The 26,827-nt window shown below is 70.5% G+C and carries 28 protein-coding genes; 20 read left to right on the top strand and 8 right to left on the bottom strand.

From position 1 onward, the window contains the following. The first annotated feature begins 330 nt into the window (after positions 1–330). Both OG766_RS16120 and OG766_RS16115 read left to right on the top strand, forming a co-directional pair. Entirely contained in the window at positions 331–1,533 is a 1,203-nt protein-coding gene (locus OG766_RS16120; RefSeq protein WP_266379644.1) for an epoxide hydrolase family protein, read from the top strand. Positions 1,534–1,673: 140 nt separating this feature from the next. Next, positions 1,674–2,198 (top strand): HAD domain-containing protein, encoded by a 525-nt coding sequence (locus OG766_RS16115; RefSeq protein WP_328725632.1) that lies wholly within the window; start codon positions 1,674–1,676, stop codon positions 2,196–2,198. A gap of 46 nt (positions 2,199–2,244) precedes the next feature. Here OG766_RS16115 and OG766_RS16110 read toward each other — a convergent pair whose 3' ends face one another. After that, entirely contained in the window at positions 2,245–2,838 is a 594-nt protein-coding gene (locus tag OG766_RS16110; protein ID WP_328725631.1) for a DinB family protein, read from the bottom strand. Positions 2,839–2,970: 132 nt separating this feature from the next. On the opposite strand from OG766_RS16110, the gene OG766_RS16105 reads away from it, so the two are divergent. The 5 genes from OG766_RS16105 (at position 2,971) to OG766_RS16085 (ending at position 6,215) form a co-directional block, all read left to right on the top strand. After that, entirely contained in the window at positions 2,971–3,867 is an 897-nt protein-coding gene (locus OG766_RS16105) for a GNAT family N-acetyltransferase (RefSeq protein ID WP_328725630.1), read from the top strand. A gap of 168 nt (positions 3,868–4,035) precedes the next feature. Continuing rightward, positions 4,036–4,449 (top strand): DUF6188 family protein, encoded by a 414-nt coding sequence (locus OG766_RS16100; RefSeq protein WP_328725629.1) that lies wholly within the window; start codon positions 4,036–4,038, stop codon positions 4,447–4,449. 229 nt (positions 4,450–4,678) lie between these two features. Continuing rightward, entirely contained in the window at positions 4,679–5,113 is a 435-nt protein-coding gene (locus tag OG766_RS16095) for a helix-turn-helix domain-containing protein (protein WP_266379616.1), read from the top strand. A 42-nt stretch (positions 5,114–5,155) separates the two neighbouring features. Next, positions 5,156–5,761 carry a hypothetical protein gene (locus OG766_RS16090; protein WP_266379613.1) on the top strand — a complete coding sequence of 202 codons (606 nt, stop codon included), beginning with the start codon at positions 5,156–5,158 and terminating at the stop codon, positions 5,759–5,761. 121 nt (positions 5,762–5,882) lie between these two features. Further along, positions 5,883–6,215, top strand: a complete 333-nt coding sequence (locus OG766_RS16085) for a DUF2516 family protein (RefSeq protein ID WP_266379610.1) — start codon at positions 5,883–5,885, stop codon at positions 6,213–6,215. Between the two features lie 160 nt (positions 6,216–6,375). Here OG766_RS16085 and OG766_RS16080 read toward each other — a convergent pair whose 3' ends face one another. From OG766_RS16080 to OG766_RS16070, 3 genes are all read right to left on the bottom strand, one after another. Beyond that, positions 6,376–7,695: a PP2C family protein-serine/threonine phosphatase gene (locus tag OG766_RS16080; protein WP_266379607.1), complete on the bottom strand. Its 1,320-nt coding sequence runs from the start codon at positions 7,693–7,695 to the stop codon at positions 6,376–6,378. Positions 7,696–8,034: 339 nt separating this feature from the next. Beyond that, a complete protein-coding gene (locus OG766_RS16075; RefSeq protein WP_328725628.1) occupies positions 8,035–9,102 on the bottom strand; it encodes a C40 family peptidase in 1,068 nt (355 codons plus the stop codon). 246 nt (positions 9,103–9,348) lie between these two features. Next, positions 9,349–10,179: a class I SAM-dependent methyltransferase gene (locus tag OG766_RS16070; protein ID WP_266379601.1), complete on the bottom strand. Its 831-nt coding sequence runs from the start codon at positions 10,177–10,179 to the stop codon at positions 9,349–9,351. A gap of 284 nt (positions 10,180–10,463) precedes the next feature. Here OG766_RS16070 and mshA point away from each other — a divergent pair, with 284 nt between their 5' ends. The 3 genes from mshA (at position 10,464) to OG766_RS16055 (ending at position 14,120) form a co-directional block, all read left to right on the top strand. Beyond that, positions 10,464–11,807 (top strand): D-inositol-3-phosphate glycosyltransferase, encoded by a 1,344-nt coding sequence (mshA, locus tag OG766_RS16065; RefSeq protein WP_266379598.1) that lies wholly within the window; start codon positions 10,464–10,466, stop codon positions 11,805–11,807. Beyond that, complete coding sequence (locus OG766_RS16060; RefSeq protein ID WP_266379596.1) at positions 11,800–12,291, top strand: YbjN domain-containing protein; 492 nt, start codon at positions 11,800–11,802, stop codon at positions 12,289–12,291. Before mshA ends, OG766_RS16060 begins: the two co-directional genes overlap by 8 nt. A gap of 143 nt (positions 12,292–12,434) precedes the next feature. Beyond that, positions 12,435–14,120 carry a glycosyl hydrolase family 28-related protein gene (locus tag OG766_RS16055; protein ID WP_266379593.1) on the top strand — a complete coding sequence of 562 codons (1,686 nt, stop codon included), beginning with the start codon at positions 12,435–12,437 and terminating at the stop codon, positions 14,118–14,120. 21 nt (positions 14,121–14,141) lie between these two features. Here OG766_RS16055 and OG766_RS16050 read toward each other — a convergent pair whose 3' ends face one another. Further along, positions 14,142–15,434 carry an MDR family MFS transporter gene (locus tag OG766_RS16050; protein WP_328725627.1) on the bottom strand — a complete coding sequence of 431 codons (1,293 nt, stop codon included), beginning with the start codon at positions 15,432–15,434 and terminating at the stop codon, positions 14,142–14,144. 143 nt (positions 15,435–15,577) lie between these two features. On the opposite strand from OG766_RS16050, the gene OG766_RS16045 reads away from it, so the two are divergent. Next, the gene (locus OG766_RS16045; protein ID WP_266379590.1) at positions 15,578–16,339 is read left to right on the top strand and encodes a phosphoglyceromutase; all 762 of its coding nucleotides are present in this window, start codon (positions 15,578–15,580) and stop codon (positions 16,337–16,339) included. Positions 16,340–16,691: 352 nt separating this feature from the next. After that, positions 16,692–16,955: a hypothetical protein gene (locus OG766_RS16040; RefSeq protein WP_266379587.1), complete on the top strand. Its 264-nt coding sequence runs from the start codon at positions 16,692–16,694 to the stop codon at positions 16,953–16,955. A gap of 128 nt (positions 16,956–17,083) precedes the next feature. Here the strand turns inward: OG766_RS16040 and OG766_RS16035 are convergent, their stop codons facing one another. Together OG766_RS16035 and phoU are read right to left on the bottom strand one after the other, a co-directional pair. Continuing rightward, positions 17,084–17,245: a hypothetical protein gene (locus tag OG766_RS16035; protein WP_266379583.1), complete on the bottom strand. Its 162-nt coding sequence runs from the start codon at positions 17,243–17,245 to the stop codon at positions 17,084–17,086. A 125-nt stretch (positions 17,246–17,370) separates the two neighbouring features. Further along, positions 17,371–18,048 carry a phosphate signaling complex protein PhoU gene (gene phoU, locus OG766_RS16030; protein WP_266379580.1) on the bottom strand — a complete coding sequence of 226 codons (678 nt, stop codon included), beginning with the start codon at positions 18,046–18,048 and terminating at the stop codon, positions 17,371–17,373. A 199-nt stretch (positions 18,049–18,247) separates the two neighbouring features. On the opposite strand from phoU, the gene OG766_RS16025 reads away from it, so the two are divergent. Together OG766_RS16025 and OG766_RS16020 are read left to right on the top strand one after the other, a co-directional pair. Next, entirely contained in the window at positions 18,248–19,594 is a 1,347-nt protein-coding gene (locus OG766_RS16025) for a sensor histidine kinase (protein ID WP_266379577.1), read from the top strand. After that, complete coding sequence (locus OG766_RS16020) at positions 19,591–20,271, top strand: response regulator transcription factor (protein ID WP_266379574.1); 681 nt, start codon at positions 19,591–19,593, stop codon at positions 20,269–20,271. Before OG766_RS16025 ends, OG766_RS16020 begins: the two co-directional genes overlap by 4 nt. 118 nt (positions 20,272–20,389) lie before the next feature. Here the strand turns inward: OG766_RS16020 and OG766_RS16015 are convergent, their stop codons facing one another. Next, positions 20,390–21,070 (bottom strand): DUF461 domain-containing protein, encoded by a 681-nt coding sequence (locus tag OG766_RS16015; protein ID WP_266379570.1) that lies wholly within the window; start codon positions 21,068–21,070, stop codon positions 20,390–20,392. A gap of 568 nt (positions 21,071–21,638) precedes the next feature. Here OG766_RS16015 and OG766_RS16010 point away from each other — a divergent pair. From OG766_RS16010 to rlmB, 6 genes are all read left to right on the top strand, one after another. Beyond that, positions 21,639–22,121: a CarD family transcriptional regulator gene (locus tag OG766_RS16010; RefSeq protein WP_017945956.1), complete on the top strand. Its 483-nt coding sequence runs from the start codon at positions 21,639–21,641 to the stop codon at positions 22,119–22,121. A 416-nt stretch (positions 22,122–22,537) separates the two neighbouring features. Then, positions 22,538–23,275 (top strand): 2-C-methyl-D-erythritol 4-phosphate cytidylyltransferase, encoded by a 738-nt coding sequence (gene ispD, locus OG766_RS16005; RefSeq protein WP_328725626.1) that lies wholly within the window; start codon positions 22,538–22,540, stop codon positions 23,273–23,275. Continuing rightward, positions 23,265–23,771 (top strand): 2-C-methyl-D-erythritol 2,4-cyclodiphosphate synthase, encoded by a 507-nt coding sequence (ispF, locus tag OG766_RS16000; protein ID WP_266379565.1) that lies wholly within the window; start codon positions 23,265–23,267, stop codon positions 23,769–23,771. The genes ispD and ispF overlap by 11 nt, the downstream gene beginning before the upstream one ends. Positions 23,772–23,851: 80 nt before the next feature. After that, the gene (locus tag OG766_RS15995; RefSeq protein WP_266379562.1) at positions 23,852–24,259 is read left to right on the top strand and encodes a PPOX class F420-dependent oxidoreductase; all 408 of its coding nucleotides are present in this window, start codon (positions 23,852–23,854) and stop codon (positions 24,257–24,259) included. Between the two features lie 86 nt (positions 24,260–24,345). Then, on the top strand, positions 24,346–25,746 hold the full coding sequence (gene cysS / locus OG766_RS15990) for a cysteine--tRNA ligase (protein ID WP_266379559.1): 1,401 nt from the start codon (positions 24,346–24,348) through the stop codon (positions 25,744–25,746). A gap of 115 nt (positions 25,747–25,861) precedes the next feature. Next, entirely contained in the window at positions 25,862–26,812 is a 951-nt protein-coding gene (gene rlmB, locus OG766_RS15985) for a 23S rRNA (guanosine(2251)-2'-O)-methyltransferase RlmB (protein WP_266379556.1), read from the top strand. The last annotated feature ends 15 nt before the right edge of the window (positions 26,813–26,827 follow it).

Here is a 26,827-nt window from a genome sequence, read left to right as displayed (position 1 = left end):
CTTGTCCCGACCCGACCCGACCTGACGTGACGTGACGTGACGTGACGTGACGTGACCTGATGCCTGTGCTGGTGCTGGTGCTGAGCCTCCAGGACCGGCCCGGCCTCGCCGATCAGGGTCGATCCGTCGATCCGTCGATCCGGTCACGGCCGAGGACTGTAGCCCCCGCAGTGCGGTCACCCACAGGCGCCCGCCGGTTGCGGGCGCGCGGCCGTGTGACGCCCTGCGTTCGCAGGCACGAGCCGGGCGAGGTGGCCGGCCCCTCGATCGGATCAAGCATCGCCGGCGGAATGGTGAGCCTGTGGATCACACCTCGTAGCATCCGCAGGTATGACGACGTTGGGCCACGAGAGCATCCGCCCCTTCCGTATCGACATCCGCCAGGACGATCTGGATGATCTCCACGAGCGCCTCGACCGCACCCGCTGGCCCGACGAGCTGCCCGGTGTGGGGTGGGCGTACGGCGTCCCGCGCGACTACCTCAAGGAGCTCGTGCACTACTGGCGGCACGAGTACGACTGGCGGGCGGCGGAAGCCGGATTGAACGAGTGGCCGCAGTTCAGCACCACGATCGACGGGGCGAACATCCACTTCGCCCACATCCACTCACCCGAACCGGATGCGACGCCGCTGCTCATGACCCACGGCTGGCCGGGCTCGATCGTCGAATTCGCCGACGTCGTCGGCCCGCTCACCGACCCGCGAACGCATGGAGGCGACCCTGCCGACGCCTTCCACGTGGTGCTGCCGAGCATCCCCGGCTTCGGTCTGTCCGGCCCGACCGCGGAGACGGGCTGGGAGTTCCGGCGCGTGGCCGCCGCGTTCGCCGGGCTGATGGAGCGACTCGGCTACGAGCGGTACGGGGTCCAGGGCGGCGACTGGGGAGCGGCCATCTCCCGCGAGCTGGGCCGTATCCGGCCGGACAAGGTCATCGGCGTACACCTGAACCTGCTCCCGAACTCGGCACCGACGGAGGAGCCCGGTGCGGAGGAGCTGGAAGCACTGAGCGTGGAGGAGCGCGAGCGCATGCTGGCCTCCTGGGAACGCATCTGCACCTGGAGCCGCGACCGCCAGGGTTACGCCGACATCCAGTCCACCTGCCCGCAGACCCTGGCGTACGGCCTGACCGACTCGCCGGTGGGTCAACTTGCCTGGATCGTGGAGAAGTTCAAGGTGTGGACCGACTCCTCGGACCGCCCGGAGGACGCCGTCGACCGTGACCAGATGCTCACGAACGTGATGCTGTACTGGCTGACGGGCACGGCCGGCTCCTCCGCCCGCATCTACTACGAGCGGGCGCACGCCGGCTACTGGGGCACCCCGCCCGAGCCGTCGACGACACCGACTGCCGTGGCCGACTTCCCGCAGGAGAACTTCATCCCCCTGCGGCACATCGCGGACCGGACCAACAACATCGTGCAGTGGACGACATACGACCGGGGCGGCCACTTCGCGGCGATGGAGCAGCCGGAATCGCTGGTCGGCGACGTAAGGACGTTCTTCCGCAATCTCCGCGAGGGCGCCTTCCAGTGACGGCGAGAAGCGATCCGGCGGGCGCCGTAACCCCGAGTCCTCCCGCTCCGGCGCCGGCTGACCGCACCTGATCCGGGGCCGGCTGGCCGCGGGGGAATGCGGCGGCTGCCGCGTCGGCAAGGCAGGGCTATCGTGCAGTGGTGACTGGTCCCGGAAGGCAGCGGCCGCTTCTCTTTCTCGATGTCGACGGCCCTCTGATTCCGTTCGGGGCGACGCCGCAGCAGTATCCCGATGGATACCCGACGTATCACTCGGGCTCCGGGCCGCGGGCTGCCGCCGCGAACCCGCTGCTGGCGAGGATCGATCCGGCGCACGGACCGCGACTGGCGACGCTGGCATGCGAGCTGGTGTGGGCGACCACGTGGATGGACGATGCGAACGAGTGCGTTGCGCCGTGGCTCGGTCTGCCGGATCTGCCCGTGGTGCTCTGGCCGGAGGAGTCCGATGAGGAAGAACGGAGCGGACTCCATTGGAAGACCCGGCCTCTCGTCGACTGGGCAGCAGGCCGTTCCTTCCTGTGGGTGGACGACGAGGTCACGGATACCGACCGGGCCTGGGTCGCCACACACCACCGAGGACGGGCGCTGCTCCATCGTGTCGATCCCTGCCACGGCCTCACGGATGTGGACTTCGCGGCACTGGCGGAGTGGCTGCGGGCGCCTTAGCCGCTCGGGCGGCGCGCAGGTGGCCTTCGGCTGGGGCTGACCGACGTCACGCGTTGCGGTCGGCTTCCTGAGCCGCACGTTCCAGTCGGCTGCGGTACTCCTCCCACCACGCGGCGTCGCCCGTCACCATGCTCGTGTTGCCCTTGCTCATCCCCACGGCGCCGTCCATGAGTTCCCGGAGGATGTCGGCATGCCCGGCATGGCGGTGCGTATCAGCGATCACGCGCACCACTGCATGGTGCAACGTCACCTCGTCCGTGCCGCTGGGCCACCACGGCACCCTGCCGATCGTGTCCAGCGCGAGCGCGTCGATCGTCGCGTCCGCGTGCGCCCACGCCCGACGGTAGAGCTCCACGATCTGCTCGCGGGACTCGTCCGCGGTGGCCCACATGTCCGCGTTGGACTCCGCGCCGTCCTCGACCCAGGGCGTCGGCTCGCCGGTCAGCCGTCCGAAGGTGTCGCCGAGGTAGCCCAGTTCCACACTGGCCGCGTGCTTCACCAGCCCCAGGAGGTTCGTCCCGGTCGGCGTCAGCGGGCGGCGGCTGTCGTACTCCGAGAGCCCTTCGAGCTTCCACAGCAGGGCGTCACGGGCGGACTGCAGGTAGAAGTGAAGGTCGGCCTTGGCATCCGATGCGGTCATGGGGCCAGTCTGCCCGTCTCGCTGATGCTGAGGCAGGGCGCAGGTCTGACCCGGGGTGCCTCGGATGGAGTGGGACGCCGAGTGTTCGTGCTCTCGTATTCCCCGCAGCGAGCGCATCGGAGATCATGACGCATGCGCCCGGATGACTGGCACCTCACCGAAAACGTCGACGACTTCCTCGCCCGAGCAGGGGAGTTCCTGCGCTCGCGCCCCGTTCTGCACACCACGTGGCTGACACTGACCGAGAAGCTACGCACACTGGGGGTGGCCGCACACGGTGCCGGAACCCCCGTCTTCGGCAGACTGGAGCGAGCGGGCGAGGTCCACGCCACCTTCCTCCGCTTCCCGGCCCGCGGCCTGAGCGTCACGTCTCTCACTCCCGAGCAGGCCGATGTGCTCGCCGCCCACCTGGTCGCCCTCGGGCACACCGTTCCCTACGTCACCGCGGAAGAGAGCACCGCCACTGCTTTCGCCGAGGCCTGGCAGCGGCACACAGGTGCTTCGCCGACGCTTCGTGTTCGGCTCCACCTGTACCGTCTCGGCACGCTCACCCCGCCGGAGCCGGTTCCGGCGGGCGGGGGCCGACTCCTGGGCGAGCAGGACCATGAGCACCTCATGCGCTGGTGCCGCGAGTTCGCCGCGGACGTTGGCGAGGACGTCTCCATCGACGCCGCTTCCTGGTCCGGCACACGCTTCGCCGAGAAGCGCTATACGTTCTGGGAGACCCCGGACGGCACGCCCGTCTCCATGGCGGGCGTGAACCCGATGGTCGGCGGCCAGGTCCGGGTGGACCCCGTCTACACGCCGGCCCACCTGCGTGGTCGCGGCTACGCGGGCGCCGTGACGGTCGAGGTGACCCGGGCCGCGCTGGCCGCAGGCGCCAAGGAGGTCGTGCTGTACACGAACGCGGCCAACCCCACCAGCAACGCCCTCTACCAGCGCATCGGGTACGTCCGGGTCACCGACGTCGCCGTGTACGACTTCGCGTACGCCGCACCGGCAGCCGGCGAGGACCACGACAGGCAGTGAGAAACGCCTGCTCAGGTTGAGCGAGGCGGGCGGGACGGGCGCGAGTCCCCTGTGGCCGAGCGGGGCAGCGGACCGAGTACTCACAGGCGCGCGCGGGCGGGTTCTCGGTGACGCCGAGGAGGAGCAAAATCCCTTGGCGCCTGCGATGGAGTGGACCATGGCGCGGTGATGAGCACCGAAGTGGAGCCGTTCGAGCATGAGGACCGCTGGGTCCTGAACCTCCGAGGCTTGAGTGTCGCCAGGGTCTGCATCGACTTTCGGCTGACGCTCGCCCTCGACGCAGGGTGGGAAGTCGTGCTGGAAGCGCCGGCTCGGCTCTCGGCAGGGTCACTCCACACCAGTCCTGGCCTGCCTCTGACGCCGGGGTGCCAGGACGTGGCTGCGGCTCTTCCACTGTTCGGGGCGAAAGTCCTGTCCGCGGTGGCGTTCAAGTCCGGCGTCCTGCGGATGGTGTTCGACAGCGGCACGCATGTGACGTGTTCGGCCGACACGTCGTTCGAAGCTTGGCAGATCACAGGACCGCGAGGATGGCGCTTCGTCTCGCTGCCCGGCGGGACCTTGCCGTCTGGTCGCCCTCGGTAACGGGTGAGAATCCACGAGGTCGAACTCCGAAGCCCTGAGAATCCGCCACCTACGCTGCGCCGGGACAGCAGTCCTTGCCTGCACGGGAGTCCGCCAAGCCGAGCGGTGACGGTTGTCCTGGTCAACTGATACCTACGGTGCTCCGTCACAGGGACCGTCCGGGTGATGGAGCACACTATTGCAAGCAGCTGCTTGCAATAGTTAGCGCGGATGTTGCACCATCAGTGGCATGGCATCACTCAACGTCGGCAATCTCGGTGACTACCTCCGCGAGCAGCGGCGCAGCGCGCAGCTCTCGCTGCGGCAGCTCGCCGATGCCGCCGGGGTGTCCAATCCGTATCTGAGCCAGATCGAGCGCGGGCTGCGCAAGCCGAGCGCGGAGGTGTTGCAGCAGGTCGCCAAGGCGCTGCGGATCTCCGCGGAGACGCTTTACGTGCGGGCCGGGATTCTGGACGAGCGGGAGCGGGACGAGCTGGAGACGCGGGCCGTCATCCTGGCCGATCCCTCGATCAACGAGCGGCAGAAGCAGGTGCTGCTGCAGATCTACGAGTCTTTCCGCAAGGAGAACGGCTTCGACGCCGATACGGATAAGGACACCGCCGAGGACGGCCCCCGCACGGCCGCAGCAAGTGGTGCCGACCAACCCTCATCACCCGAAGTCTGAACGACCGAACCGACGAATCTGCGATCCGGGAGGACCACAGTCATGGCCATCACTGATGACCTGCGTAAGACCCTCACCGACCCGACCCCCCTCTACTTCGCGGCCGGTACGGCCGACCTCGCCGTGCAGCAGGCCCGGAAGGTGCCCGCGCTGATCGAGCAGCTGCGTGCCGAGGCGCCCGCGCGGATCGATGCCGTGCGCGAGACCGACCCGAAGGCCGTGCAGGCGAAGGTGACCGCTCAGGCCAAGGAGGCCCAGGCCACCGTGCAGGCCAAGGTCACCGAGGTGCTCGGGAACCTGGACACCGACCTGAAGAAGCTCGGCGAGAGCGCGCAGGACCTGGCGCTGCGGAGCGTCGGTGTCGCCGCCGAGTACGCGGTCCGGGCCCGCGAGACGTACGAGAAGGTCGCCGAGCACGGCGAGCAGACGGTCAAGGCGTGGCGCGGCGAGGCCGCCGAGGAGATCGCGGAGATCGCGGTCGCCGTCGAGCCCAACGCCGACGAGCCGAAGGGCCAGGACGCCCCGAAGGCGGAGGCGAAGACCGAGGCGAAGGCCGAGGACAAGAAGCCCGCTCCGCCGGCCGCGCGCAAGCCCGCCGGCCGTAAGCCCGCGGCGAAGAAGACCACCTCCCCGCAGGCCCCGAAGTAGGACCTTCACACCCCACGGGCCGGGCACCTTCAGGGTTCCCGGCCCGTTGTCCGGGTACGTTGGCCATGTCCTGGCCGTAGCGTGGTCGTGACGCGCTTCAACTCACTAGGCGGTGCTCAGCATGTTGCTCGCAGGATTCGGCACGATTCTCTGGCTGCTCAACCTGGCGATGCTCATTCTCGCCGTGGTCGCGCTGGGTATCGCCGTATTCGCCCGTGAGGACGCGTACCGCGCGGCCGACAAGCAGACGAAGATGTTCTGGCTGATCCTGCTCGGCATCACGGTCGCCGTGAATCTGCTCGTACCGATGCTCTTCCTGCAGATCGCCGGACTGATCGCCACGATCGTCTTCATGGTCGACGTCCGGCCCGCGCTCCGGCAGGTCTCCGGCGGCGGCCGACAGGGCGGTTCCAGCAGCGACGGGCCGTACGGGCCCTACAACGGCGGACGATAACCGGCAGGAGCAGGAAAGGGCGATAACCGGCAGGCGCCAGGACGATAACCGGCTCAGCTTGCTCAGGCGCCTGACCGGCACCCCTGCAAGCACCCGCCCGACCGGCCCCCCCGCAAGCACCCCTCAGAGTCGCTCCGGCCCCGCAGCGTCTCGCCGGGCCTCAGTCGCGTGCCCGGTCCCGGTCCCGGTCCAGAAGCAGCACGGCCACGTCGTCCGTCAGATCGCCGCCGTTCAGCTCGCGCACCTCCGCCACGGCGGCCTCCAGCAGCGCCTCGCCGCGCAGTCCCGCCGTCAGCTGGCGGTTGATCATGTCGACCATGCCGTCCTGACCCAGACGCTCCCCGTCGGTCGAGGTCCGGCCCTCGATGAGGCCGTCCGTGTACATCATCAGGCTCCACGCGGGGCCCAGCTCCACCTGCCGGCGCGGCCAGCGGGCGCGCGGCAGCAGGCCCAGCGCCGGGCCGCCGTTCTCGTACGGGAGCAGCTGCGCCGGCCGGCCCTTGCGGGCGATCAGCGGCGAGGGGTGCCCGGCCAGGCACAGGCCCGCGCGCCGGCCGTCGGGTGCGATGTCGACCGTGCAGAGGGTCGCGAAGATCTCCTCGCTCTCCCGTTCGTGCTCCAGCACCTGCTGAAGCGTGGAGAGCAGCTCGTCGCCGCACAGGCCCGCGAAGGTCAGCGCCCGCCACGCGATCCGCAGCTCCACGCCGAGCGCCGCCTCGTCGGGCCCGTGGCCGCAGACGTCGCCGATCATCGCGTGGACGGTGCCGTCCGGCGTGCGGACCGTGTCGTAGAAGTCGCCGCCGAGCAGCGCGCGCGAGCGCCCCGGGCGGTAGCGGGCCGCGAACCGCAGGTCGGAGCCCTGGAGCAGCGGTGTGGGCAGCAGGCCGCGCTCCAGCCGGGCGTTCTCCTGCGCCCGCAGCCGGGACTCGGCGAGCTTCACCTGGGTGCTGTCGGCGCGCTTGCGCTCGACGGCGTACCGGATGGCGCGGCTCAGCAGCCGCCCGTCCAGCTCGTCGCGGTGCAGGAAGTCCTGTGCGCCGACCCGTACGGCCTCGGCCGCGCGGTCGGCGTCCGCGTCCGCGGTCAGCGCGAGCACGGCGTGGCGCGGCGCGATGCGGAGCACGTGGCGCAGTACGGCGAGCTCGTCGCCGTCCGCGCGGTCACGGGAGGATCCGGGCAGCGCGAGGTCGACGAGGATGCAGTGGACGTCGTCGGTGAGGAGCCGCTCGGCCTCGGTGAGGTTGCGGGCCGTGCGGATGCGGACGCGCGTACCGGCGTCGCCCAGCAGCTCGGGGACGGTGAAGGTGCCCGCCGGGTCGTCCTCGATGACGAGCAGGGTCAGGTCGCCACCGCCGGCGGCCTCCGTGACGGAGCCGGCGGCGAGGGGTCCTGCGGCTGTGGGTCCTGAGGTGGGTCCTGCTGCGGTGGTGCCTACGGCGACTGGTGAGCCGGTCCGCTGGCGCGGAACGGGTACGGGCATCGGTGTGTTTTCCTTCCCTCCCCCCGAGGGCGCGGTGGGACGACGATCGACGTCCCGCCAGACCGGGACCATAGCGGTAGCCGGGGGTGCGGGGGAATGGCGTTCCGGGAAGAGTCGATGGCATATGCCGCGCATCGGGAGGTAGTTGCCGTCCGGGTGATGACGAACGTCACGCGCAGCAGGTGAGCCGGGTCACGCAACTCCCGCGTGACCCGGCTCACTCCGCCCGGTTTGGTGTGGTTCCGCTCACTTGTCCGGTTGGCTGGCCGTCCCTTGCCCGTTCGCCGGCCGCCCACCTGTCCGGGTGTACGGCCGCCTACGTGCCGGGTGAACGACCGTCTAATTGTCCGGGTCTGCGGCCATCTGCTTGTCCGGGCGTACGACCCCGAGAATCGCCATCGATCCCGCACCCGCCAGTGTCACGTTCCGCCCCGGGCGCGGTGCGTGCACGATGGCGCCGTCCCCGACGTACATCCCCACATGGCTCGCGTCCGCGTGGTAGATGATCAGATCACCGGGGCGCATGTCCTTGATGTCGATGCGCGGCAGCTGTCGCCACTGCTCCTGCGAGGTACGCGGGATGCCGCGCCCCGCCGCCGCCCAAGCCTGCGAGGTCAGGCCGGAGCAGTCGTACGACCCCGGTCCCTCCGCGCCCCATACATACGGCTTGCCGATCTGCTTCGTCGCGAACGCGACCGCCGCCTTGCCCTGCTCGGTCGCGCGGCCGTTGATCTCCTTGAGGACACCGGAGCCGAGCCAGGCGGTCTGGGCGCGGTACGCGGCGTCCTGCTCCAGCTTCAGCAGCCGCGCCAGCTCTTCCTTCTGCAGCTGCTTCTCTATGCTCTTCGCCGCGGCGATCTGCTTGTTGATCTCCTTCTTGGCCTTCTCCTGCTTGACCCGGTTGGCCTCCAGCCGGGCCCACTGGGTGCTGGCCTCCCGGCTGTACGCCGCCAAGTCGGCCTGGGTGCGGTTCATTTCACCGAGAAGGTCCTTCGTCGCCTTGCCGCCCGAATTGATGCGGCCGACGGCGTCGAGGAAGAGCTGGGGGTCGTCGGTGAGCGCGAACTGTGCCTCGGGCGGCAGGCCGCCGCCCCGGTACTGGGCGCGGGCGGTGGCGCCCGCGCGGTCCTTGAGGTCGTCGATCCGCGCCTGGCCCTTCACTATCTCCTTGGCCAGCTGCACGATCTGGTCCGACTGCTGCTTCGCCTGCTCCTCGGCGAGGTTGTACGCGTCGGTGGCGGAAGAAGCCTTGTGATAGAGCTCGTCGAGCTCCTTGCGCACCTCTTCGAGGCTCTTCTTCGGGGGGCCGGGCGGCGCGGGCGCCGCAAATGCCTGCCCCGGCGATACCAGCAGCGTCACGGCGCAGACGACCGTGATCGCGGCGGCGGCACAACGGCGTCGGTTCACAAGTCCCCCTCCGGACAACGCCAGACAACGCTTAAATGTGATTTACCGTCAGTAACTTACGGCTGTCGACGCGATGGTGCCACGACCCGCGCCAAAGCGACAGAGCAAGTCCGACGCAGCTCCGGCCTGTCACCCGTCCAGGCACCCCACCTGTCCTGCGGATGGACCATCGCTGCGATCACACTCACCCGTCTCAGACGAACAAAGGCCAGGCAGCGTTCCCCCGTCCCCCTCATCGCTGTCCGTTCAGCCCGAATTGGGCGCCAGGGCGGACCAGTTCACCGTCACTTCGCCCTGTCGCCACCGGCGTTGCCCGTCCGCGGCGGCGTCCGCCAGCGGCCAGTCGGCGGACAGGTCCCGAACCGCCCTGAGCCAGCGCTGCCGGGCGCCGAGCGAGGCGTACGGCGCGGCGGCCGCCCACGCCCGGTCGAAGTCCCGCAGGAAGGCGTGCACCGGCTCGCCGGGCACATTGCGGTGGATGAGCGCCTTGGGCAGCCGTTCGGCGAGGTCGGAGGGCCGCTCCAGCGAACCGAGCCGGGTGGCGAACGTCACGGTCCTCGGCCCTTCCGGGCCCAGGGCCACCCAGACGTGCCGACGGCCGATCTCGTCGCATGTGCCCTCGACCAGCAGTCCGCCGGGTGCGAGCCGGGCGCACAGCCGCCGCCAGACCGCGGCGACCTGGTCCTCGTCGTACTGGCGCAGCACGTTCGCCGCTCTGATGACGGTCGGGCGTACGGAGGCGTCCGGCAGCGGGACCTCGAAGCCGCCGTGCACGAAGGTCAGCCCGTCCCGCTCGTACGGACGCGCCGCCACCACCCGGGCCGGTTCGATCTCGACGCCCACGACCGAGGTGCGGGGTTCCGCGGCGCGCAGCCGCTGGAGCAGTTCCACGGCGGTCCAGGGGGCCGCCCCGTACCCGAGGTCGACCGCGACCGGCGCGGCGGCCGAGCGGCGCAGCTCCGGGCCCTGCACGGCGGCGATCCAGCGGTCCATGCGGCGCAGCCGATTGGGATTGGTCGTGCCGCGGGTCACCGCGCCCACGGGGCGGGACGGGGGCGGGGTGGCGCGCGGGGACATGCAACCGAGGGTAAGGGGCGCTGCCGGGGCCGGTCGCCGCGCCCGTCGCGAGGGGGTCGGTGGCGGGTGTCGGTCGAGGGGTCGGCCACGCGTACGACCTCGGCCCCGGTGGCGGGTGTCGGTCGAGGGGCCGGTCGCCGCGCCCGGTGACACGCGTACGACCTTGGCAATGATTGGGCAAAGTGGAAATGAAAGAGACCGTTCCGCTGTTGACGGGCCTCGGAGGGCAGCGGGTGCCCTCTGCTGAGTCATGCCCGTGCACCAGAGCGGAGAGGACCGTCCACGTGAGCCAGTACGTGTCCCGGCTCGCCGGCACCCTGGCGGCGCCGCCCCGGTTGCGGTTGCCCGGCCACCAGCGCAAACCGCGCCGTATCGCCATGCTCAGCGTGCACACCTCGCCCCTGCACCAGCCGGGCACCGGCGACGCGGGCGGCATGAACGTCTACATCGTGGAGCTCGCCCGGCGGCTCGCCGCCATCGGCATAGAGGTCGAGATCTTCACCAGGGCGACCGCGGGAGGGCTGCCCCCGGTCGTCGAGCTCGCGCCCGGCGTACTGGTCCGGCATGTGGACGCGGGCCCGTACGAGGGCCTGGCCAAGGAGGACCTGCCGGCCCAGCTGTGCGCGTTCACGCACGGGGTGATGCAGGCCTGGGCCGGCCACCGGCCGGGCCACTACGACCTGGTCCACTCCCACTACTGGCTCTCCGGCCATGTCGGCTGGCTCGCCGCCGAGCGCTGGGGCGTCCCCCTCGTCCACGCCATGCACACCATGGCCAAGGTCAAGAACGCCTCGCTCGCGGACGGCGACACCCCCGAGCCCGCGGCCCGGGTGATCGGCGAGACCCAGATCGTCGCCGCCGCCGACCGCCTGATCGCCAACACCGCGGAGGAGGCCGGCGAGCTGATCCGTCACTACGACGCCCGCCCCGCCAAGGTCGCCGTCGTCCACCCCGGTGTGAACCTGGACCGCTTCCGTGTCGCCGACGGCCGCTCGGCCGCCCGGGCCCGGCTGGGCCTGCCGAAGGACGCCGTCATCCCGCTCTTCGCCGGCCGCATCCAGCCGCTGAAGGCCCCCGACGTACTGCTGCGGGCGGTCGCGCTGCTGCTGGACCAGGACCCCTCGCTGCGGTCCCGCCTGGTCGTGCCGATCGTGGGCGGGCCGAGCGGCAGCGGGCTCGCCAGGCCGGAGGGCCTGCAGAAGCTGGCGGCCCGGCTGGGCATCGCCGATGTCGTACGGTTCCGGCCGCCCGTCGCGCAGGACCGGCTCGCGGACTGGTTCCGGGCCGCGTCCGTGCTGGTCATGCCCTCCTACAGCGAATCGTTCGGGCTGGTCGCCATAGAAGCGCAGGCGACCGGCACCCCCGTCGTCGCGGCGGCCGTCGGCGGCCTTCCGGTGGCGGTGCGGGACGGCAGGACCGGCTTCCTGGTGGCGGGCCACAACCCGGCGGACTACGCCCGGGCGCTGCGCCGCTTCGTCGACGATCCGCAGCTGACGTCCCGGATGGGCGCGGCGGCGGCCGCGCACGCCCGTTGCTTCGGCTGGGACGCGGCAGCGGCCGCCACCGCAGAGGTGTACACGGCCGCGATGCACGAACACCGCCGTCGCGTACGCTCCCACCATGGGTGACGTACGGCAGATCATCGAGGCGTACCTCAAGGACGCCGAACTGGAGTGGGAGAGCCCGGCGCCGGGTTCGTACGTCGTCACGCTCCCCGGCACCCGCAAGCTGTCGACGACCTGTTCGCTGATCGTCGGCCGGCACTCGCTCTCCCTGAACGCCTTCGTCATCCGCCACCCCGACGAGAACGAGGCGGGCGTCCACCGCTGGCTGCTGGAGCGCAATCTCAAGCTGTACGGGGTGAGCTACGCGATCGACCCGCTGGGCGACGTCTATCTCGTGGGGAAGCTGCCGCTGTCGGTCGTCGGCGCGGACGAGCTCGACCGCCTGCTCGGGACGGTGCTGGAGGCCGCGGACGGCGGCTTCAACTCGCTGCTGGAGCTGGGTTTCGCGAGTGCGATCCGCAAGGAGTACGCATGGCGGGTGGCGCGGGGCGAGTCCACCCGTAATCTCGAGGCGTTCACTCATCTGACCCAGCGCGCGACGGACTAGCTTCCCAGCGTCCCTCAACTTCCCCCGGCTTCCTTCCGTTTCCGTCCGTACGCCCTCTTCCGCGCCCGGAAGGGGCCGTGGCATGCTCACGGCCGACGCAGACCTGAACCGTGTTCACATCCATGGAAGGTGGGGGCGGGCGCATGGACCAGCTGACCAGACGGGGCCTTCTCGGCGGCGCGATAGCCGTGGCGGCCGTGGCCGTGAGCGGCGGTACGGGGGCGGCGGCCTCGGCCGCGCCGCGGGGGACCTCTTCCTCCCGGCCGCGGCAGACCTCCGCGCTCTGGCGGGAGTTCGCGAGGTCCCCGTACACCCATCCGCAGATCCCGTTCGTCGGTCGCGCGGGACAGCGCGCCGGCGCGGACCGCTTTCCCCGGCACCGTGTGGTGGCGGACGTCCGCGACCACGGCGCGAAGAACGACGGATCGGCCGACGCCGCCCCCGCGATCAACCGTGCCGTCGCCGCTGCCGGCGAACGCGGCGGCGGCACGGTCGTCATCCCGCCCGGCACGTACCGCATCGACGACGTCATCCGTATCGGCCACAGCAACGTCGTTCTGCGCGGCGCCGGCAGCGGCCGTACGAAACTCGTGGCGACGAAGAACCTCACCGAGCTCATCGGCCCGTACGGCAGCCGCTACGGCGGCGACAAGTCCAGCTGGTCCTGGGCCGGCGGGCTCATCTGGCTCTGCCCGCAGGGCCGTTACGCGAGCCTGACCGACGCCATCAGGGCCAGGGAGTGGCCGTTCGAGGGCTGGACCGGCAACAGGCGCGACGAGTGGGAGACCCTCGCCGCCGTGCGGCCCGCCCGCCGCGGCGACCGGACCGTCACCGTTGACGACGCCTCCCGGCTGCGCCGCGGACAGCTCGTGCTGCTGCGCCTCGCCGACGACTCCGGGCACACGCTGCTGGAGCACATGGCGGGCGGCGGCCCGGGCCCCGAGGCGTACCACTGGGACGACAAGACCAAGCTCACCTCGTACGTCCCCTACGAATGGCCCGTCCGTATCACCGCGGTCGACGGCAGCCGGGTCACGCTGGAGCGGCCGCTGCCGCTCGACGTACGGCCCGAATGGGATCCCCGTCTGGCCACGCACGTGGAGGCGCTGACCGGTTCCGGGGTCGAAGGGCTGACGCTGGAAGCCGTCGAGACGCCGCAGGCGCCGCATCTGCTCGACAAGGGCTACAACGGCGTCACCTTCCAGTGCGCCTACGACTGCTGGGCCGACGACATCACCGTCCGCCACGTCGACAACGGCTTCGGCCTGGTCGCCGCCTCCGCGTGCACGCTGCGCCGCACCCGGGTCGCGGGCCGCGGCTCCCACCACCCCTACTTCTGCCGCGAAGGCGCCCACGACAACCTCGTCGAGGACTTCGTCATCGAGCGGCGCACCGTGCCCGCCCCGGCCGGCACCCAGCTGCACGGCATCAACACCGAGGGCCTGTCGAGCCACAACGTCTGGTCCCGCGGCGTGATGGAGATGGGGACCTTCGACACCCACCGCGGCATGCCCTTCGCGAACGTACGGACCGAGATCACCGTCAACAACGACGGGCGGCACGGCGGCGACGCGAGCGCCGGACCGCTGTACGGGGCGCGCTTCACGCACTGGAACGTCACCGTGACGAACGAGCGGGCGGGGCTGATACGCATCGACGGGGTCGCCCCGTACAGCGCGACCGTCGGCATCTCCACCGTCAGGGAGTTCGACCAGATCGACGTACCGGACTTCACCGGGCCGCTCGGCTCACGGCTGGAGGCGTACGGTTCGCCCGGCTCCGTACGGCCCCGGAACCTGTACGAGGCGCAGCGCGCGCTCGGCCGCTGAGCGCCGCTCCTCGCCGGCGGCCTACGCCCCGGTCTTCTCCGACCTCTCCGAGGGCTCGGCCGCGGCGGGGACGGCCGAGTCCGGGGACGGGGTCTCGGCCGTCGGCGACGCCGGCGGCAGCGCGCGCATCAGCAGCCAGTAGCCCAGCGCCGCCACCGTGCCGATCACCGCGCACGAGCCCCACAGCCACGCGGCGCCGAAGTGGTCGATCACGTAACCGGCCATCAGCGGGGCGATCAGCGCGGCCGCGGACCACGACATCGTGTAGACGCCCTGGTAGCGGCCGCGGCCGTGGACCGGGGACAGCCGGACCACCAGGCCCATCTGGGTGGGGGAGTTGACGATCTCGGCGAGCGTCCAGACGCAGACGGTCAGCGCGTACACGCCGAGCGAGCCGGCGAAGGCGGTGAGGCCGAAGCCGTACCCGGCGAGCAGGGCGGAGACGACGAGCAGCCGCTGCGGGTCGCGGTGCTCGATGAGCCGGGTCACCGGGATCTGCAGGGCGACGATCAGGACGCCGTTGACGGCGATGACGAATCCGTAGTCCGAGGGGGACCAGCCGTCCAGGCCCATCGCCACCGGCAGACCGACCGAGCCCTGCATGAAGACGAGCGAGATGAGGAAGGAGAGCCCGACCACGCCCATGTACCGCCCGTCGCGCAGGACGGTGCCGAGGCCGGTCTCCGGCTCGTCGCTCCTGCGTGCCGCGGTGTCGCGCTCCGGCCGGGACTCCGGCAGCTTGACGAAGACGAGGACCGCGCAGAGGAGGGTGAGGGCGGCCTCGCCGAGGAAGCCCGCGAGATAGCTGTACTCGGCGACCAGCCCGGCGGCCGCCGAGGAGATCGCGAAGCCGAGGTTGATCGCCCAGTAGTTGAGCGCGAAGGCCCGCACCCGGTCCTCGGGCCGGACGATGTCCGCCATCATCGCCTGCACCGCGGGCCGGGAGGCGTTGCTCGTCATGCCGACGAGACAGGCGACGGCCGCGATCGCCGCCGGGTGCTCCATGAAGCCCAGCAACGCCACGGACAGGGCGGTGGAGACCTGCGCGATCAGCAGCGTGGGCCGCCGTCCCAGCCGGTCGGCCATCACCCCGGCGCCGAGCGAGGAGACGACACCGCCGAGGCCGTGGAGGGCGGCGACGAGTCCCGCGTACGAGGCCGAGTAGCCGCGTTCCAGGGTGAGATAGAGGGCCGTGTACGTGGCGACGAACGCACCGAGACGATTGACCAGGGTGCTCGCCCAGAGCCACCAGAACGCCCGGGGGAGGCCCGACACGCTCTCCTTCGTGGCGCGTCTGAGCGCGGCTGCGGACATACGGACATCCCCCGAGGTGTAAGTGGCGAGTTGGCAAGCGGCAACTTACAAGTGGAGTGCTCGGCCGCGCCAGCGAATTGACTGCGGGCGTCAATCGTCGGCCGAAATCTTCGGCGTGCGGGGCGTCTATTAGGCTCGGTGCCATGGCCGACGCGACGTACAAGCTGATCCTCCTCCGCCACGGCGAGAGCGAATGGAACGCGAAGAACCTGTTCACCGGCTGGGTGGACGTCAACCTCACCGAGAAGGGTGAGAAGGAGGCTGTCCGCGGCGGTGAGCTGCTCAAGGACGCCGGCCTGCTCCCCGACGTACTGCACACCTCGCTCCAGAAGCGCGCCATCCGCACCGCCCAGCTCGCGCTGGAGGCCGCGGACCGCCTGTGGGTCCCGGTGCACCGTTCCTGGCGGCTGAACGAGCGCCACTACGGCGCGCTGCAGGGCAAGGACAAGGCGCAGACCCTCGCCGAGTTCGGCGAGGAGCAGTTCATGCTGTGGCGCCGCTCCTACGACACCCCGCCGCCGGTCCTCGCGGACGACAGCGAGTTCTCCCAGGCGCACGACCCCCGCTACGCGACGATCCCGCCGGAGCTGCGCCCGCGCACCGAGTGCCTCAAGGACGTCGTCGTCCGCATGCTCCCGTACTGGTACGACGGCATCGTCCCGGACCTCCTGGCCGGCCGCACCGTCCTGGTCGCCGCCCACGGCAACAGCCTGCGCGCCCTGGTCAAGCACCTGGACGGCATCTCCGACGCCGACATCGCGGGCCTCAACATCCCGACCGGCATCCCGCTCGTCTACGAACTGGACGCCGACTTCAAGCCGGTCACCCCGGGCGGCACCTACCTCGACCCGGACGCGGCGGCGGCGGCGATCGAGGCGGTCAAGAACCAGGGCAAGAAGAAGTAGATTCGATGATCATGCCTCCCACCTGCGCGTACGGCGCGGATGGGAGGCATTTTCACGCCGTGAGCCCTGTCCGGGCGGGGCTTCTCGTCGTCCTCGTTCATGATCCCGGACCGGTGTAACCGGAGTTGGAGTTCCGCTCCCACTGCGGGGAATCCGAACTCGTGTGGGTGATGGGCCGGGCATGTGGTGGCAGGGCGCCACCGCGAACTTCTGCCGGGCGGCGACCTCGGCGGTGCTCGCGCCGCGGCGGCGCCCGACGAAGTTGCTCTGCTTTGACAGTGCGGTGGGGCGAGAGGACGCTGTATATACCCTGAAAGTCCGATAAGTGATAAATGGTCGGAGGTGCATGGGAATGCGCCGCAGGATCGTTGCCGCACTCTCGGCGGGAGTCGCAGGGCTCGCGCTGGGTGTGCTGCCGGCAACCGGGGCGTACGCCTCGAACGAGATCAGGTCTGATTACGGTTGCTCCGACTGGCGGGGCGGGGACGGTCGCCATTGCGGCCACCACAACGACTACAACGACAGGTACTACGGCGGATACCACGACCGCTACTACGACCCGTACTACGACCGGCACTTCAACGACTTCGTCGTCATCCTCGTCTCCGCGAGGTAGCCTCGGCCGGCCGCAGGGCATCCGCGAACACCCGCCGGGTGCGAGCGTGTTCGTCGTCGGCCGTGATCGTTTCGGTACGCGGAAGGGCCCCGTCCAAGAGTGGACGGGGCCCTTCCGCCACGGCTGGTTCAGCCGCAGCAGCCACCGCACTGGCACGGCGCGCCCGACTGGCAGCCGCAGCCGCAGCCCGAGCCGCAGCCGCAGGCGCCGAGCAGCGGAAGCCGACGGGGCGGGACCGGCACTTCGACCGATGCTTTCTGCCGCGAGTCGGTCGTGGGGGAGTCGGCCATGGGATCCTCCTCAAAGGCGTACCTGTGTCGCCTCTCCCCATTGCATGCCCACTTCGCCGGGCGCATCAACGGCGCACGGAGGTCAAGCCTTCGCGCCGCCGCCGGGTGGCGCACGGTGGCGCCGGTTACGCGCCCTCGACCGGCGTCTCGGCCTGCAGCTCGTCCGCGTGCTCACCCGTGACCAGGTAGACGACGCGCTTGGCGACCGCGACCGCGTGGTCCGCGTAACGCTCGTAGTAGCGGCCCAGCAGCGTGACGTCGACCGCCGTCTCGATGCCGTGCTTCCAGCGCTCGTCGATCAGGTGCGTGAACAGCGTGCGGTGCAGCAGGTCCATCTCGTCGTCGTCGCTCTCCAGCTGGAGCGCGAGATCGACGTCCTTGGTGATGATGACCTCCGCCGCCTTCGCCATCAGGCGCTGCGCGAGCTGTCCCATCTCCAGGATCGTGGCGTGCAGGTCCTGCGGAACCGCCGGCGCCGGGAAGCGCAGCCGGGCCAGCTTGGCCACGTGCTGGGCCAGGTCGCCGGAGCGCTCCAGGTCGGCGCTCATCCGCAGCGAGGTCACCACGATCCGCAGGTCCGTCGCGACCGGCTGCTGGCGCGCCAGCAGGGCTATCGCCCGGGCCTCCAGGTCGTGCTGAAGATCGTCGACCTTCTGGTCCGCCGCGATCACGCTCTCGGCGAGCTTCAGATCGGCGTCGAGCATGGCCGTCGTGGCGCGCCCGATGGCCGAGCCGACCAGCCGGGCCATCTCGACAAGGCCCTCGCCGATCGAGTCAAGTTCCTCGTGGTACGCGTCCCGCATGGGATTCCCTCTCTTGAATACGTTCGGGGGTCCGGGTGGGGCTGAGACCCCCACGCTCCCACGTTCTGTCCGGAACGCGTCCGGATCCTCCCTCCCAAGTGAACCGCTCCCTTCCCCTCGGTGAACTCTGGGCGACGACTGTTCGAGCTGCCACCCGGATGGCTGGGAGAGCGTCCCCGGACACGCATAACCTGGATGCATGGACGTGAACGCGGCGGTCGCCGCATTGGCTGCGATCGCCGGGGTGTGCACCGGCGTGATCGCCATGCTGGCGTTCCGCTGGAGCGAGCGCGACCAGGCGAGGCCCACCCGCACATCCCTGCATACGGACGCCGTGCTTCCGCCCGGTGTCGACACCGTGCTGTCCGTGCTCCGCTCCTCCGCGGTCGTCCTCGACGAGAGCGACTCCGTGGTCAAGGCCAGCTCCGCCGCGTATGCGCTGGGCCTGGTCAGGGGCGGGAAGCTGGCCGTCCAGCCGATGCTGCACATGGCCCGCGACACCCGCCGGGACGGTGAGATACGGCAGGTCGAGCTCGACCTGCCGCGCCGCGGCACCGGCCGCGGCGAAGCCCTCGCCGTCTCCGCCCGGGTCGCGCCCCTCGGCTCCCGCCTCGTGCTGCTCCTGGTCGAGGACCTCACCGAAGCCCGCCGCATCGAAGCGGTGCGACGCGACTTCGTCGCCAATGTCAGCCATGAGCTCAAGACGCCCGTCGGTGCGCTCTCGCTGCTCTCCGAGGCGGTCATGGACGCCTCGGACGACCCCGAGGCGGTCACCCGCTTCGCCGGCCGGATGCAGATCGAGGCGACCCGGCTCACCAGCCTCGTACAGGAACTGATCGACCTCTCCCGGGTGCAGAACGACGACCCGCTGGAGGACGCCGAGCCCGTACGCGTGGACGAACTCGTCGCCGAGGCCATCGACCGGTCCCGGCACACCGCGTCCACGAAACAGATCACCATGGCCGCCGGCGGCGCCGCCGACCTGCATGTCTGGGGCAACCGCGGCCAGCTGGCCGCCGCCCTCGGCAATCTCGTCGAGAACGCCGTCAACTACTCCCCGGCCCGCACCCGCGTCGGCATAGCCGCACGCCGCATCCCCGCGTCCGGCGGGGACCAGATCGAGATCGCCGTCACCGACCAGGGCATCGGCATCTCCGAGAAGGACCGCGAGCGGATCTTCGAACGCTTCTACCGCGTCGATCCCGCACGCTCCCGTGCCACCGGCGGTACGGGTCTGGGCCTGGCCATCGTCAAGCACGTGGCCGCCTCGCACGGCGGGGAGGTCACGGTGTGGAGCACCGAGGGACAGGGCTCCACCTTCACCCTGCGGTTGCCGGAGGCCGGCTCCGTCCGGGACCGTACGCACATCCAGATCGCCGACGACGCCGACGACGGACCGTACGACGCAGATCCCGAGTCCCATCCCCACTCCCATCCCGACTCAGACTCCGGTTCGGACGCTGACCCCGAATCCGGCTCCCACCCCGGTCCTGATCCCCGGACCACACCACGCGAACCACTGCCTGCCCCGGAGGTCCTTCCGTGACCCGAGTGCTTGTCGTCGAGGATGAGGAATCCTTCAGCGACGCTCTTTCCTACATGCTCCGCAAAGAGGGCTTCGAGGTCGCCATCGCGACCACCGGACCCGAGGGCCTCGACGAGTTCGAGCGCAACGGAGCCGACCTCGTCCTGCTCGACCTGATGCTGCCCGGGCTGCCCGGCACCGAGGTCTGCCGCCAGCTGCGCGGCCGGTCCAACGTCCCGGTCATCATGGTGACCGCCAAGGACAGCGAGATCGACAAGGTCGTCGGCCTGGAGATAGGAGCCGACGACTACGTGACGAAGCCCTTCTCCTCGCGGGAGCTGGTCGCCCGCATCCGTGCGGTCCTGCGCCGCCGCGGTGAGCCGGAGGAGGTCACCCCGGCGGCCCTGGAGGCAGGGCCGGTGCGCATGGACGTCGACCGCCATGTCGTCACGGTCGCCGGCGGAAAGGTCGACCTCCCGCTCAAGGAGTTCGACCTCCTGGAGATGCTGCTGCGCAACGCGGGCCGTGTGCTGACCCGTATGCAGCTGATCGACCGCGTCTGGGGCGCGGACTACGTGGGTGACACCAAGACCCTCGACGTCCACGTCAAGCGCCTGCGCGCCAAGATCGAGCCCGACCCGGGCGCCCCTCGCTACCTGGTGACGGTGCGCGGCCTGGGCTACAAGTTCGAGCCGTAGGCCGGACCACGCCCGAGCGTGTACGAAGGCGGCCCCGCCGGGAAGTCCTGGCGGGGCCGCCTTCGCGATGCCGGAGCCCGGGCGGAGGCCCGGGATCAGCGCTGAGGGGCGGGCGGGGTCAGTGGCCCGCCTCGTGGGACGCCGAGGCGGGGTCCGACGGGGTCGTGGTGGCCTCGCCGCCGTTCTCCTCGCCGTGGGCGCCGCCCTCTTCGGCCTCGTCGCCGTGCGCGCCCTCGGCCGGGGCGGACGGGCTGGCCGCCGGCTTCTCGGCCGGAGGCTTCGGCACGCCGGTCGGGCCGTAGTCGTGGTAGAAGCCGGCTGCCGGAACGACGAACGCCTCGATCGGCACGTCACCGGTCTCGCTGAAGCGGAAGACGATCTTCTGCGCCTCGCCGCTCTTCCCGGCCTCCTTGCTGTTGTCGATGAGCGCGGAGGCGTTGCCCTTGCCGCCCAGGACGACCGAGCCGAGCGCCGGAATCGTGATCGGCCCCGATCCCGTCGCCGGCGCGAGCTTCACCACGGTGTTCGAGCCCGGCAGCGTGATGGAGTCGAGCGTCTGCTGCTGCTGGCCGTTGTTGAACAGCGTCGCGGAGACGACCGCCGGGCCCTGAGCGTTCAGCTCGGGCTGCGTGATCACCGTCGCGTTCTGGATCTGGATGTCACCGACCGTCGTGGCGGCGTTGTCCGGCTTGACGCCGAGCGTCTGCGCGTCGTTGCCCGCAGCGCATGCGGAGAGCGGGGCGATCGAGATCGCAAGGGCAGTCGCGGCGAGGACGCCGCGTCGAAGGCTGCTGCTCACGGCGGCGGCATCTCCTAGGACGTACGGACGGGCTAAGGGGTCTGTCAGCGCGCTTAGGTTACCGACCCCTCGTCGGGCTCCCGCACCCGACCCGCCTCCGACACGGCCCCGGCGCCCCCGACGTGCCCTCCGCACCGCCGGATTTCGCCCGCTGTTCACATAAGCGGATGATCAATTCCGTGGGCCGCCGCACATTCCCCACGGAAAGCACGGACCGGACCGTAGTGATCTCCCAGTGATCTCCAGGTGATCAATTTCGGATTCCTTCTCACGTGTCCCGCCGGACGGGTGACCGAGCCTCGAACGGAGTAGGCGAAGTAGACTGCTGGGAACCCGGCAAATCGGGACGTTCATCCACTTGGACGGGGGTTGTGGTGCGCGTAAGGTGCACCTTTCCGGGTGCCCGTGCAGCCGCTCCGACCTGCGAATACCCCCTTCCGGAAGTCGCCCGCAGCACGTTCATGTTGCTGTTGTCAAGCCCCGAGATATGCCCTGACCTGCGAAAACGCCATTCAGAAGAAGCCGTTCTCGTGTTACCCTGGATAGCCACGGAAGGGGTACCTGTCACATGACGTTCAAGGTTGGCGACACCGTGGTCTATCCCCATCACGGGGCCGCGCTGATCGAGGCCATCGAAACTCGCCAGATCAAAGGCGTGGACAAGACCTACTTGGTGCTCAAGGTCGCCCAGGGCGACTTGACGGTTCGTGTGCCGGCGGACAATGCGGATCTCGTTGGCGTACGCGATGTGGTCGGTCAGGACGGGCTGGACCGGGTCTTCGACGTGCTGCGAGCGCCGTACGCCGAGGAGCCGACGAACTGGTCCCGTCGCTACAAGGCAAATCTCGAGAAGCTCGCCTCCGGCGATGTGATCAAGGTCGCCGAAGTGGTGCGTGACCTGTGGCGTCGCGAGCGCGAGCGCGGTCTCTCCGCAGGAGAGAAGCGCATGCTGGCCAAGGCTCGCCAGATTCTGGTGAGCGAGCTCGCTCTCGCGGAGAACACCAACGAGGACAAGGCCGAGGCCCTGCTCGACGAGGTCCTCGCGTCCTGACGCGGCGTTCTGGCACAGCGTCCTGATGCGGGACCCTGACGCACAGGACTCCGACGTCAGGCTTGCGCCCACGGTGCAGAACTGAATGCCGCGGTGCCCGCTGACCAGCTGGAAGGTTGAGTCGCCGGGCACTGCGGCATGTTCGCCGCGCCCACGGCGCTCCTCGCCGTACCTTCCCCAAGCCCCTCACGTACGTCCCGTACGTCCCACCGTCCCCCGACGAACCCTGCTGGTGTGCCGGGCCCGGGCAGCTCACGCAGCTGGCGTCATTGACGCAGCCGGCTCAACCGGTCGTCACGGAAGGGTCCGGTCAAGGCGTCGCGCCCGGCACGTTCTGGCCATACCCACATCGGCGGACGATACAAACCTGGCCATGTCAATTCGGGGCGGTCCCCGATCCTTCCGGAGTGGAACCGATGTCAGAACAGACACGCACCGGCCGCACCGCCGTGGTGATCCCCGCGGCCGGCCGGGGCGTACGGCTCGGCCCTGGCGCCCCCAAGGCGCTCCGCGCCCTCAACGGCACCCCCATGCTGATCCACGCCGTACGCGCCATGGCGGCCTCCCGTGCCGTCTCGCTCGTCGTCGTGGTGGCCCCGCCCGACGGCGCCCCCGAGGTCAAGAACCTGCTCGACGCGCACGCCCTGCCCGAGCGGACCGACTACCTGGTCGTCCCCGGCGGCGACACCCGGCAGGAGTCCGTACGCCTCGGCCTCGAAGCGCTCCCCGAGACGATCGGCACCGTCCTCGTCCATGACGCCGCCCGGCCGCTCGTCCCCGTCGACACCGTCGACGCGGTCATCGAGGCCGTACGGGACGGAGCCCCCGCCGTCGTCCCCGCCCTGCCGCTCGCCGACACCGTCAAGCAGGTCGAACCGCGCGGGAAGGGCGAGCCCGAGCCCGTCGTCGCCACCCCCGAGCGCGCCAGGCTGCGCGCCGTGCAGACCCCGCAGGGCTTCGACCGCGACACCCTCGTACGCGCCCACGAGACGGTCACCGACGACGTCACCGACGACGCGAGCATGGTCGAACAGCTCGGCGCGCCCGTCGTGGTCGTACCCGGCCACGAAGAGGCCTTCAAGGTGACCCGCCCGCTGGACCTCGTCCTCGCCGAGGCCGTACTCGCCCGCAGGAGGGCCAACGATGGCTTCTAGCAGCCACCCGCCCAGCCACCCGCTCCCGCTCGTCGGAATCGGCACCGACGTCCACGCCTTCGAGCAGGGCCGTGAGCTGTGGTGCGCCGGACTGCTCTGGGACGGCGAGGAGTACGGCCTCGCCGGCCACTCCGACGGCGACGTCGCCGCCCACGCGGCCTGCGACGCCCTCTTCTCCGCCGCAGGCATCGGCGATCTCGGCGCCCACTTCGGCACCGGCCGCCCCGAGTGGTCCGGCGCCTCGGGCGTGACCCTGCTCGCCGAGGCCGCCCGGATCGTGCGCGCCGAAGGCTTCGAGATCGGCAACATCGCCGTCCAGGTCATCGGCGTACGCCCGAAGATCGGCAAGCGCCGCGACGAGGCCCAGAAGGCCTTGGGCGAGGCGGCCGGCGCACCGGTCTCCGTCTCCGGCACGACGACGGACGGACTCGGGCTGACCGGTAGGGCCGAAGGACTGGCCGCGATCGCCACGGCGCTCCTCTTCCGCGCGTCCTGACCCCTACGACCCCCGTGGTGGGGTAGACGCGGTTGTGACGTCAACGAATTCCTGCGCACCGAGTTCAGGAGGACCGCACCGTGACCGCCCCTCTCAGCGACAAGATCAAGGCACTGCTCGACACACCCGTGTTCGTCAACCTCGCCACCATCCAGCCCGACGGAAGCCCTCAGGTGTCTCCCGTCTGGGCGAAGAGGGACGGCGACGACGTACTGATCTCGACGACCGTCGGGCGGCGCAAGGAGCAGAACCTGCGCCGGGACCCGCGGACGACCGTGCTCGTCCAGCCCTTCGACGAGCCGTACACGTACGCCGAGATCCGCGGCACGGCCACCCTCAGCTCCGAGGGCGGCCAGGAGCTGATCGACGAGCTGTCCCTGAAGTACACCGGCAAGAGGTACGCCGAGTTCAACCCGGAGTCCGGCAAGGACGCCGCCCGCGTGGTCGTCCGGATCACCCCGCGGAAGGTCGTCGGCGCGCTCGCCTGACCCTGCCGCGGCCTCGCCGGTCACAATCCAGTGCCCCGCGCCCCCAAGGGCGTGGGGCACTGTCGTGCGCCCACTACTCTTGAGTGGTGACTATTCGGCTGTACGACACCGGCGCCCGGCAGATCCGTGACTTCGTCCCGCTCACGCCGGGCTGCGTCTCGATCTACCTGTGTGGCGCGACCGTGCAGTCCGCCCCGCACATCGGGCACATCAGGTCGGGACTCAACTTCGACATCATGCGCCGCTGGTTCGAGTACCGCGGCTACGACGTCACGTTCGTGCGGAACGTGACGGACATCGACGACAAGATCATCACCAAGGCGGAGGACCAGAACCGCCCCTGGTGGTCGATCGGATACGAGAACGAGCGCGCGTTCAACGCGGGTTACGACGCGCTCGGCTGCCTGCCGCCCACCTACGAACCGCGCGCCACCGGCCACATCACCGAGATGGTCGAGATGATGCGCGGCCTCATCGAGCGCGGCCACGCCTACGAGGCCGACGGCAACGTCTACTTCGACGTGCGCTCCTTCCCCGGCTACCTGCAGCTCTCCAACCAGGACATCGACGATCTGCGCCAGCCCTCCGCCGACGGCGAGACCGGCAAGCGCGACCTGCGCGACTTCGCCATGTGGAAGGCGGAGCGGCCGGGCGAGCCGTCGTGGGAGACGCCCTGGGGACGAGGACGGCCGGGCTGGCACCTGGAGTGCTCGGCCATGGCCCACAAGTACCTGGGCACGGCCTTCGACATCCACGGTGGCGGCCTGGACCTGGTCTTCCCCCATCACGAGAACGAGATCGCCCAGGCCAAGGCCTTCGGCGACGACTTCGCGTCGTACTGGGTGCACAACGCCTGGGTGACCATGAGCGGCGAGAAGATGTCCAAGTCGCTCGGCAATTCGGTCCTCGTGAGCGAGATGGTCAAGCACTGGCGGCCGATCGTCCTGCGCTACTACCTGGGCACCCCGCACTACCGCTCGATGATCGAGTACAGCGAGGAGGCCCTGCGCGAGGCGGAGTCCGCGTTCGCGCGCATCGAGGGCTTCGTCCAGCGCGTCGTCGAGAAGGCGGGGGGCGTCGTCGAGCCCGCCGCCGAACTGCCGCCCGCGTTCATCGAGGCCATGGACGACGACCTCGGCGTCCCGCAGGCGCTTGCGATCGTCCACACCACGGTCCGCCAGGGCAACTCGGCACTCGCCGCCGACGACAAGGAAGCGGCCGTCGCCCGGCTCGCCGAGGTGCGCGCCATGCTCGGCGTCCTCGGCCTCGACCCGCTCGACCCGCACTGGGCCGGCGAGGCCGACCGCGGCGAGGACCTCCACGGCGTCGTCGACACACTGGTGCGGCTCGTGCTGCAGCAGCGCGAGGCGGCCAGGACGCGCAAGGACTGGACCACCGCCGACGCGATCCGCGATCAGCTCAACCAGTCCGGACTCGTCATCGAGGACGGTCCGGACGGCCCGCGCTGGACGCTCGGACCCCGCTGACCAGCGACAGTGTGCCGCCCGGCCTCCCGGGCGGCACACTTTCTTACGTACGTACGCATCCGGGAACCGCGGAGATCCGCACGGGACCCACGAAGATTCAGGGAAACAGGTAGTCATGGCCGGGAACAGCCAGCGCAGGAACCGCCGCACGTCCAACAAGAAGGGCGCGACGGTCGGCAGCGGTGGCAATCGGCGCCGCGGCCTCGAGGGCAAGGGTCCGACCCCGCCCGCGTCCGCCCGCAAGGGCCATGTGAAGAACCGCGTCGCCAACGCCAAGGCCAAGCAGGCCCAGCGGCGGCCCGTCGCCCGCCGCGGCGGCAAGGGCTCGTCCGAGATGGTCGTCGGCCGCAACCCCGTCTTCGAGGCCCTGCGCGACGGTGTGCCCGCGACGACCCTGTACGTCCAGCAGTTCATCGACAACGACGAGCGGGTGCGCGAGGCGCTCCAGCTCGTCGGCCAGCGCGGCAACATCCACCTGATGGAGGCGCCGCGCGCCGAGCTGGACCGGATGACGAACGGGCTGAACCACCAGGGCCTCGTCCTCCAGGTCCCGCCGTACGAGTACGCGCACCCCGAGGACCTCGCGGCCGCCGCCTTCGACGACGGCGAGGACCCGCTGATCGTCGCCCTCGACGGCGTCACCGACCCGCGCAACCTCGGCGCTGTCGTCCGCTCCGTCGCGGCCTTCGGCGGCCACGGCGTGGTCGTTCCGGAGCGCCGTGCGGCAGGCATGACGGCCGGCGCCTGGAAGACCTCCGCCGGCACCGCGGCCCGCACCCCGGTCGCCCGCGCGACCAACCTGACCCGCGCCCTGGAGGCGTACCAGAAGGCGGGCATCACCGTCGTCGGCCTCGCGGCGGACGGCGAGGTCGAGGTCGGCGAGCTCGAAGCCCTCGGCGGCCCGGTCGTCATCGTCGTCGGCAGCGAGGGCAAGGGCCTGTCCCGCCTCGTCGGAGAGACCTGCGACTTCCGCGTCCGCATCCCGATGCCGGGCGGCGCCGAGTCCCTCAACGCGGGCGTCGCGGCGGGCGTGGTGCTGTACGAGGCGGCGCGCCGCCGAGGCTGATCAGCGCGTGGGGTG

The sequence above is a fragment of the Streptomyces sp. NBC_00259 genome, from assembly GCF_036181745.1.
GTDB classification, from domain to species: Bacteria; Actinomycetota; Actinomycetes; order Streptomycetales; family Streptomycetaceae; genus Streptomyces; species Streptomyces pratisoli.
This window is presented reverse-complemented; position numbering and strand designations above follow the sequence as displayed.

Excerpts from the sequence above, each read along its gene's own strand:
- OG766_RS16120 (WP_266379644.1), top strand. The coding sequence starts at position 331 with ATGACGACGTTGGGCCACGAGAGCATCCGCCCCTTCCGTATCGACATC.
- OG766_RS16110 (WP_328725631.1), bottom strand. The coding sequence starts at position 2,838 with ATGACCGCATCGGATGCCAAGGCCGACCTTCACTTCTACCTGCAGTCC.
- OG766_RS16105 (WP_328725630.1), top strand. The coding sequence starts at position 2,971 with ATGCGCCCGGATGACTGGCACCTCACCGAAAACGTCGACGACTTCCTC.
- OG766_RS16100 (WP_328725629.1), top strand. The coding sequence starts at position 4,036 with ATGAGCACCGAAGTGGAGCCGTTCGAGCATGAGGACCGCTGGGTCCTG.
- OG766_RS16095 (WP_266379616.1), top strand. The coding sequence starts at position 4,679 with ATGGCATCACTCAACGTCGGCAATCTCGGTGACTACCTCCGCGAGCAG.
- OG766_RS16090 (WP_266379613.1), top strand. The coding sequence starts at position 5,156 with ATGGCCATCACTGATGACCTGCGTAAGACCCTCACCGACCCGACCCCC.
- OG766_RS16085 (WP_266379610.1), top strand. The coding sequence starts at position 5,883 with ATGTTGCTCGCAGGATTCGGCACGATTCTCTGGCTGCTCAACCTGGCG.
- OG766_RS16080 (WP_266379607.1), bottom strand. The coding sequence starts at position 7,695 with ATGCCCGTACCCGTTCCGCGCCAGCGGACCGGCTCACCAGTCGCCGTA.
- OG766_RS16070 (WP_266379601.1), bottom strand. The coding sequence starts at position 10,179 with ATGTCCCCGCGCGCCACCCCGCCCCCGTCCCGCCCCGTGGGCGCGGTG.
- OG766_RS16060 (WP_266379596.1), top strand. The coding sequence starts at position 11,800 with ATGGGTGACGTACGGCAGATCATCGAGGCGTACCTCAAGGACGCCGAA.
- OG766_RS16055 (WP_266379593.1), top strand. The coding sequence starts at position 12,435 with ATGGACCAGCTGACCAGACGGGGCCTTCTCGGCGGCGCGATAGCCGTG.
- OG766_RS16050 (WP_328725627.1), bottom strand. The coding sequence starts at position 15,434 with ATGTCCGCAGCCGCGCTCAGACGCGCCACGAAGGAGAGCGTGTCGGGC.
- OG766_RS16045 (WP_266379590.1), top strand. The coding sequence starts at position 15,578 with ATGGCCGACGCGACGTACAAGCTGATCCTCCTCCGCCACGGCGAGAGC.
- OG766_RS16040 (WP_266379587.1), top strand. The coding sequence starts at position 16,692 with ATGCGCCGCAGGATCGTTGCCGCACTCTCGGCGGGAGTCGCAGGGCTC.
- OG766_RS16035 (WP_266379583.1), bottom strand. The coding sequence starts at position 17,245 with ATGGCCGACTCCCCCACGACCGACTCGCGGCAGAAAGCATCGGTCGAA.
- phoU (WP_266379580.1), bottom strand. The coding sequence starts at position 18,048 with ATGCGGGACGCGTACCACGAGGAACTTGACTCGATCGGCGAGGGCCTT.
- OG766_RS16025 (WP_266379577.1), top strand. The coding sequence starts at position 18,248 with ATGGACGTGAACGCGGCGGTCGCCGCATTGGCTGCGATCGCCGGGGTG.
- OG766_RS16010 (WP_017945956.1), top strand. The coding sequence starts at position 21,639 with ATGACGTTCAAGGTTGGCGACACCGTGGTCTATCCCCATCACGGGGCC.
- ispD (WP_328725626.1), top strand. The coding sequence starts at position 22,538 with ATGTCAGAACAGACACGCACCGGCCGCACCGCCGTGGTGATCCCCGCG.
- ispF (WP_266379565.1), top strand. The coding sequence starts at position 23,265 with ATGGCTTCTAGCAGCCACCCGCCCAGCCACCCGCTCCCGCTCGTCGGA.
- rlmB (WP_266379556.1), top strand. The coding sequence starts at position 25,862 with ATGGCCGGGAACAGCCAGCGCAGGAACCGCCGCACGTCCAACAAGAAG.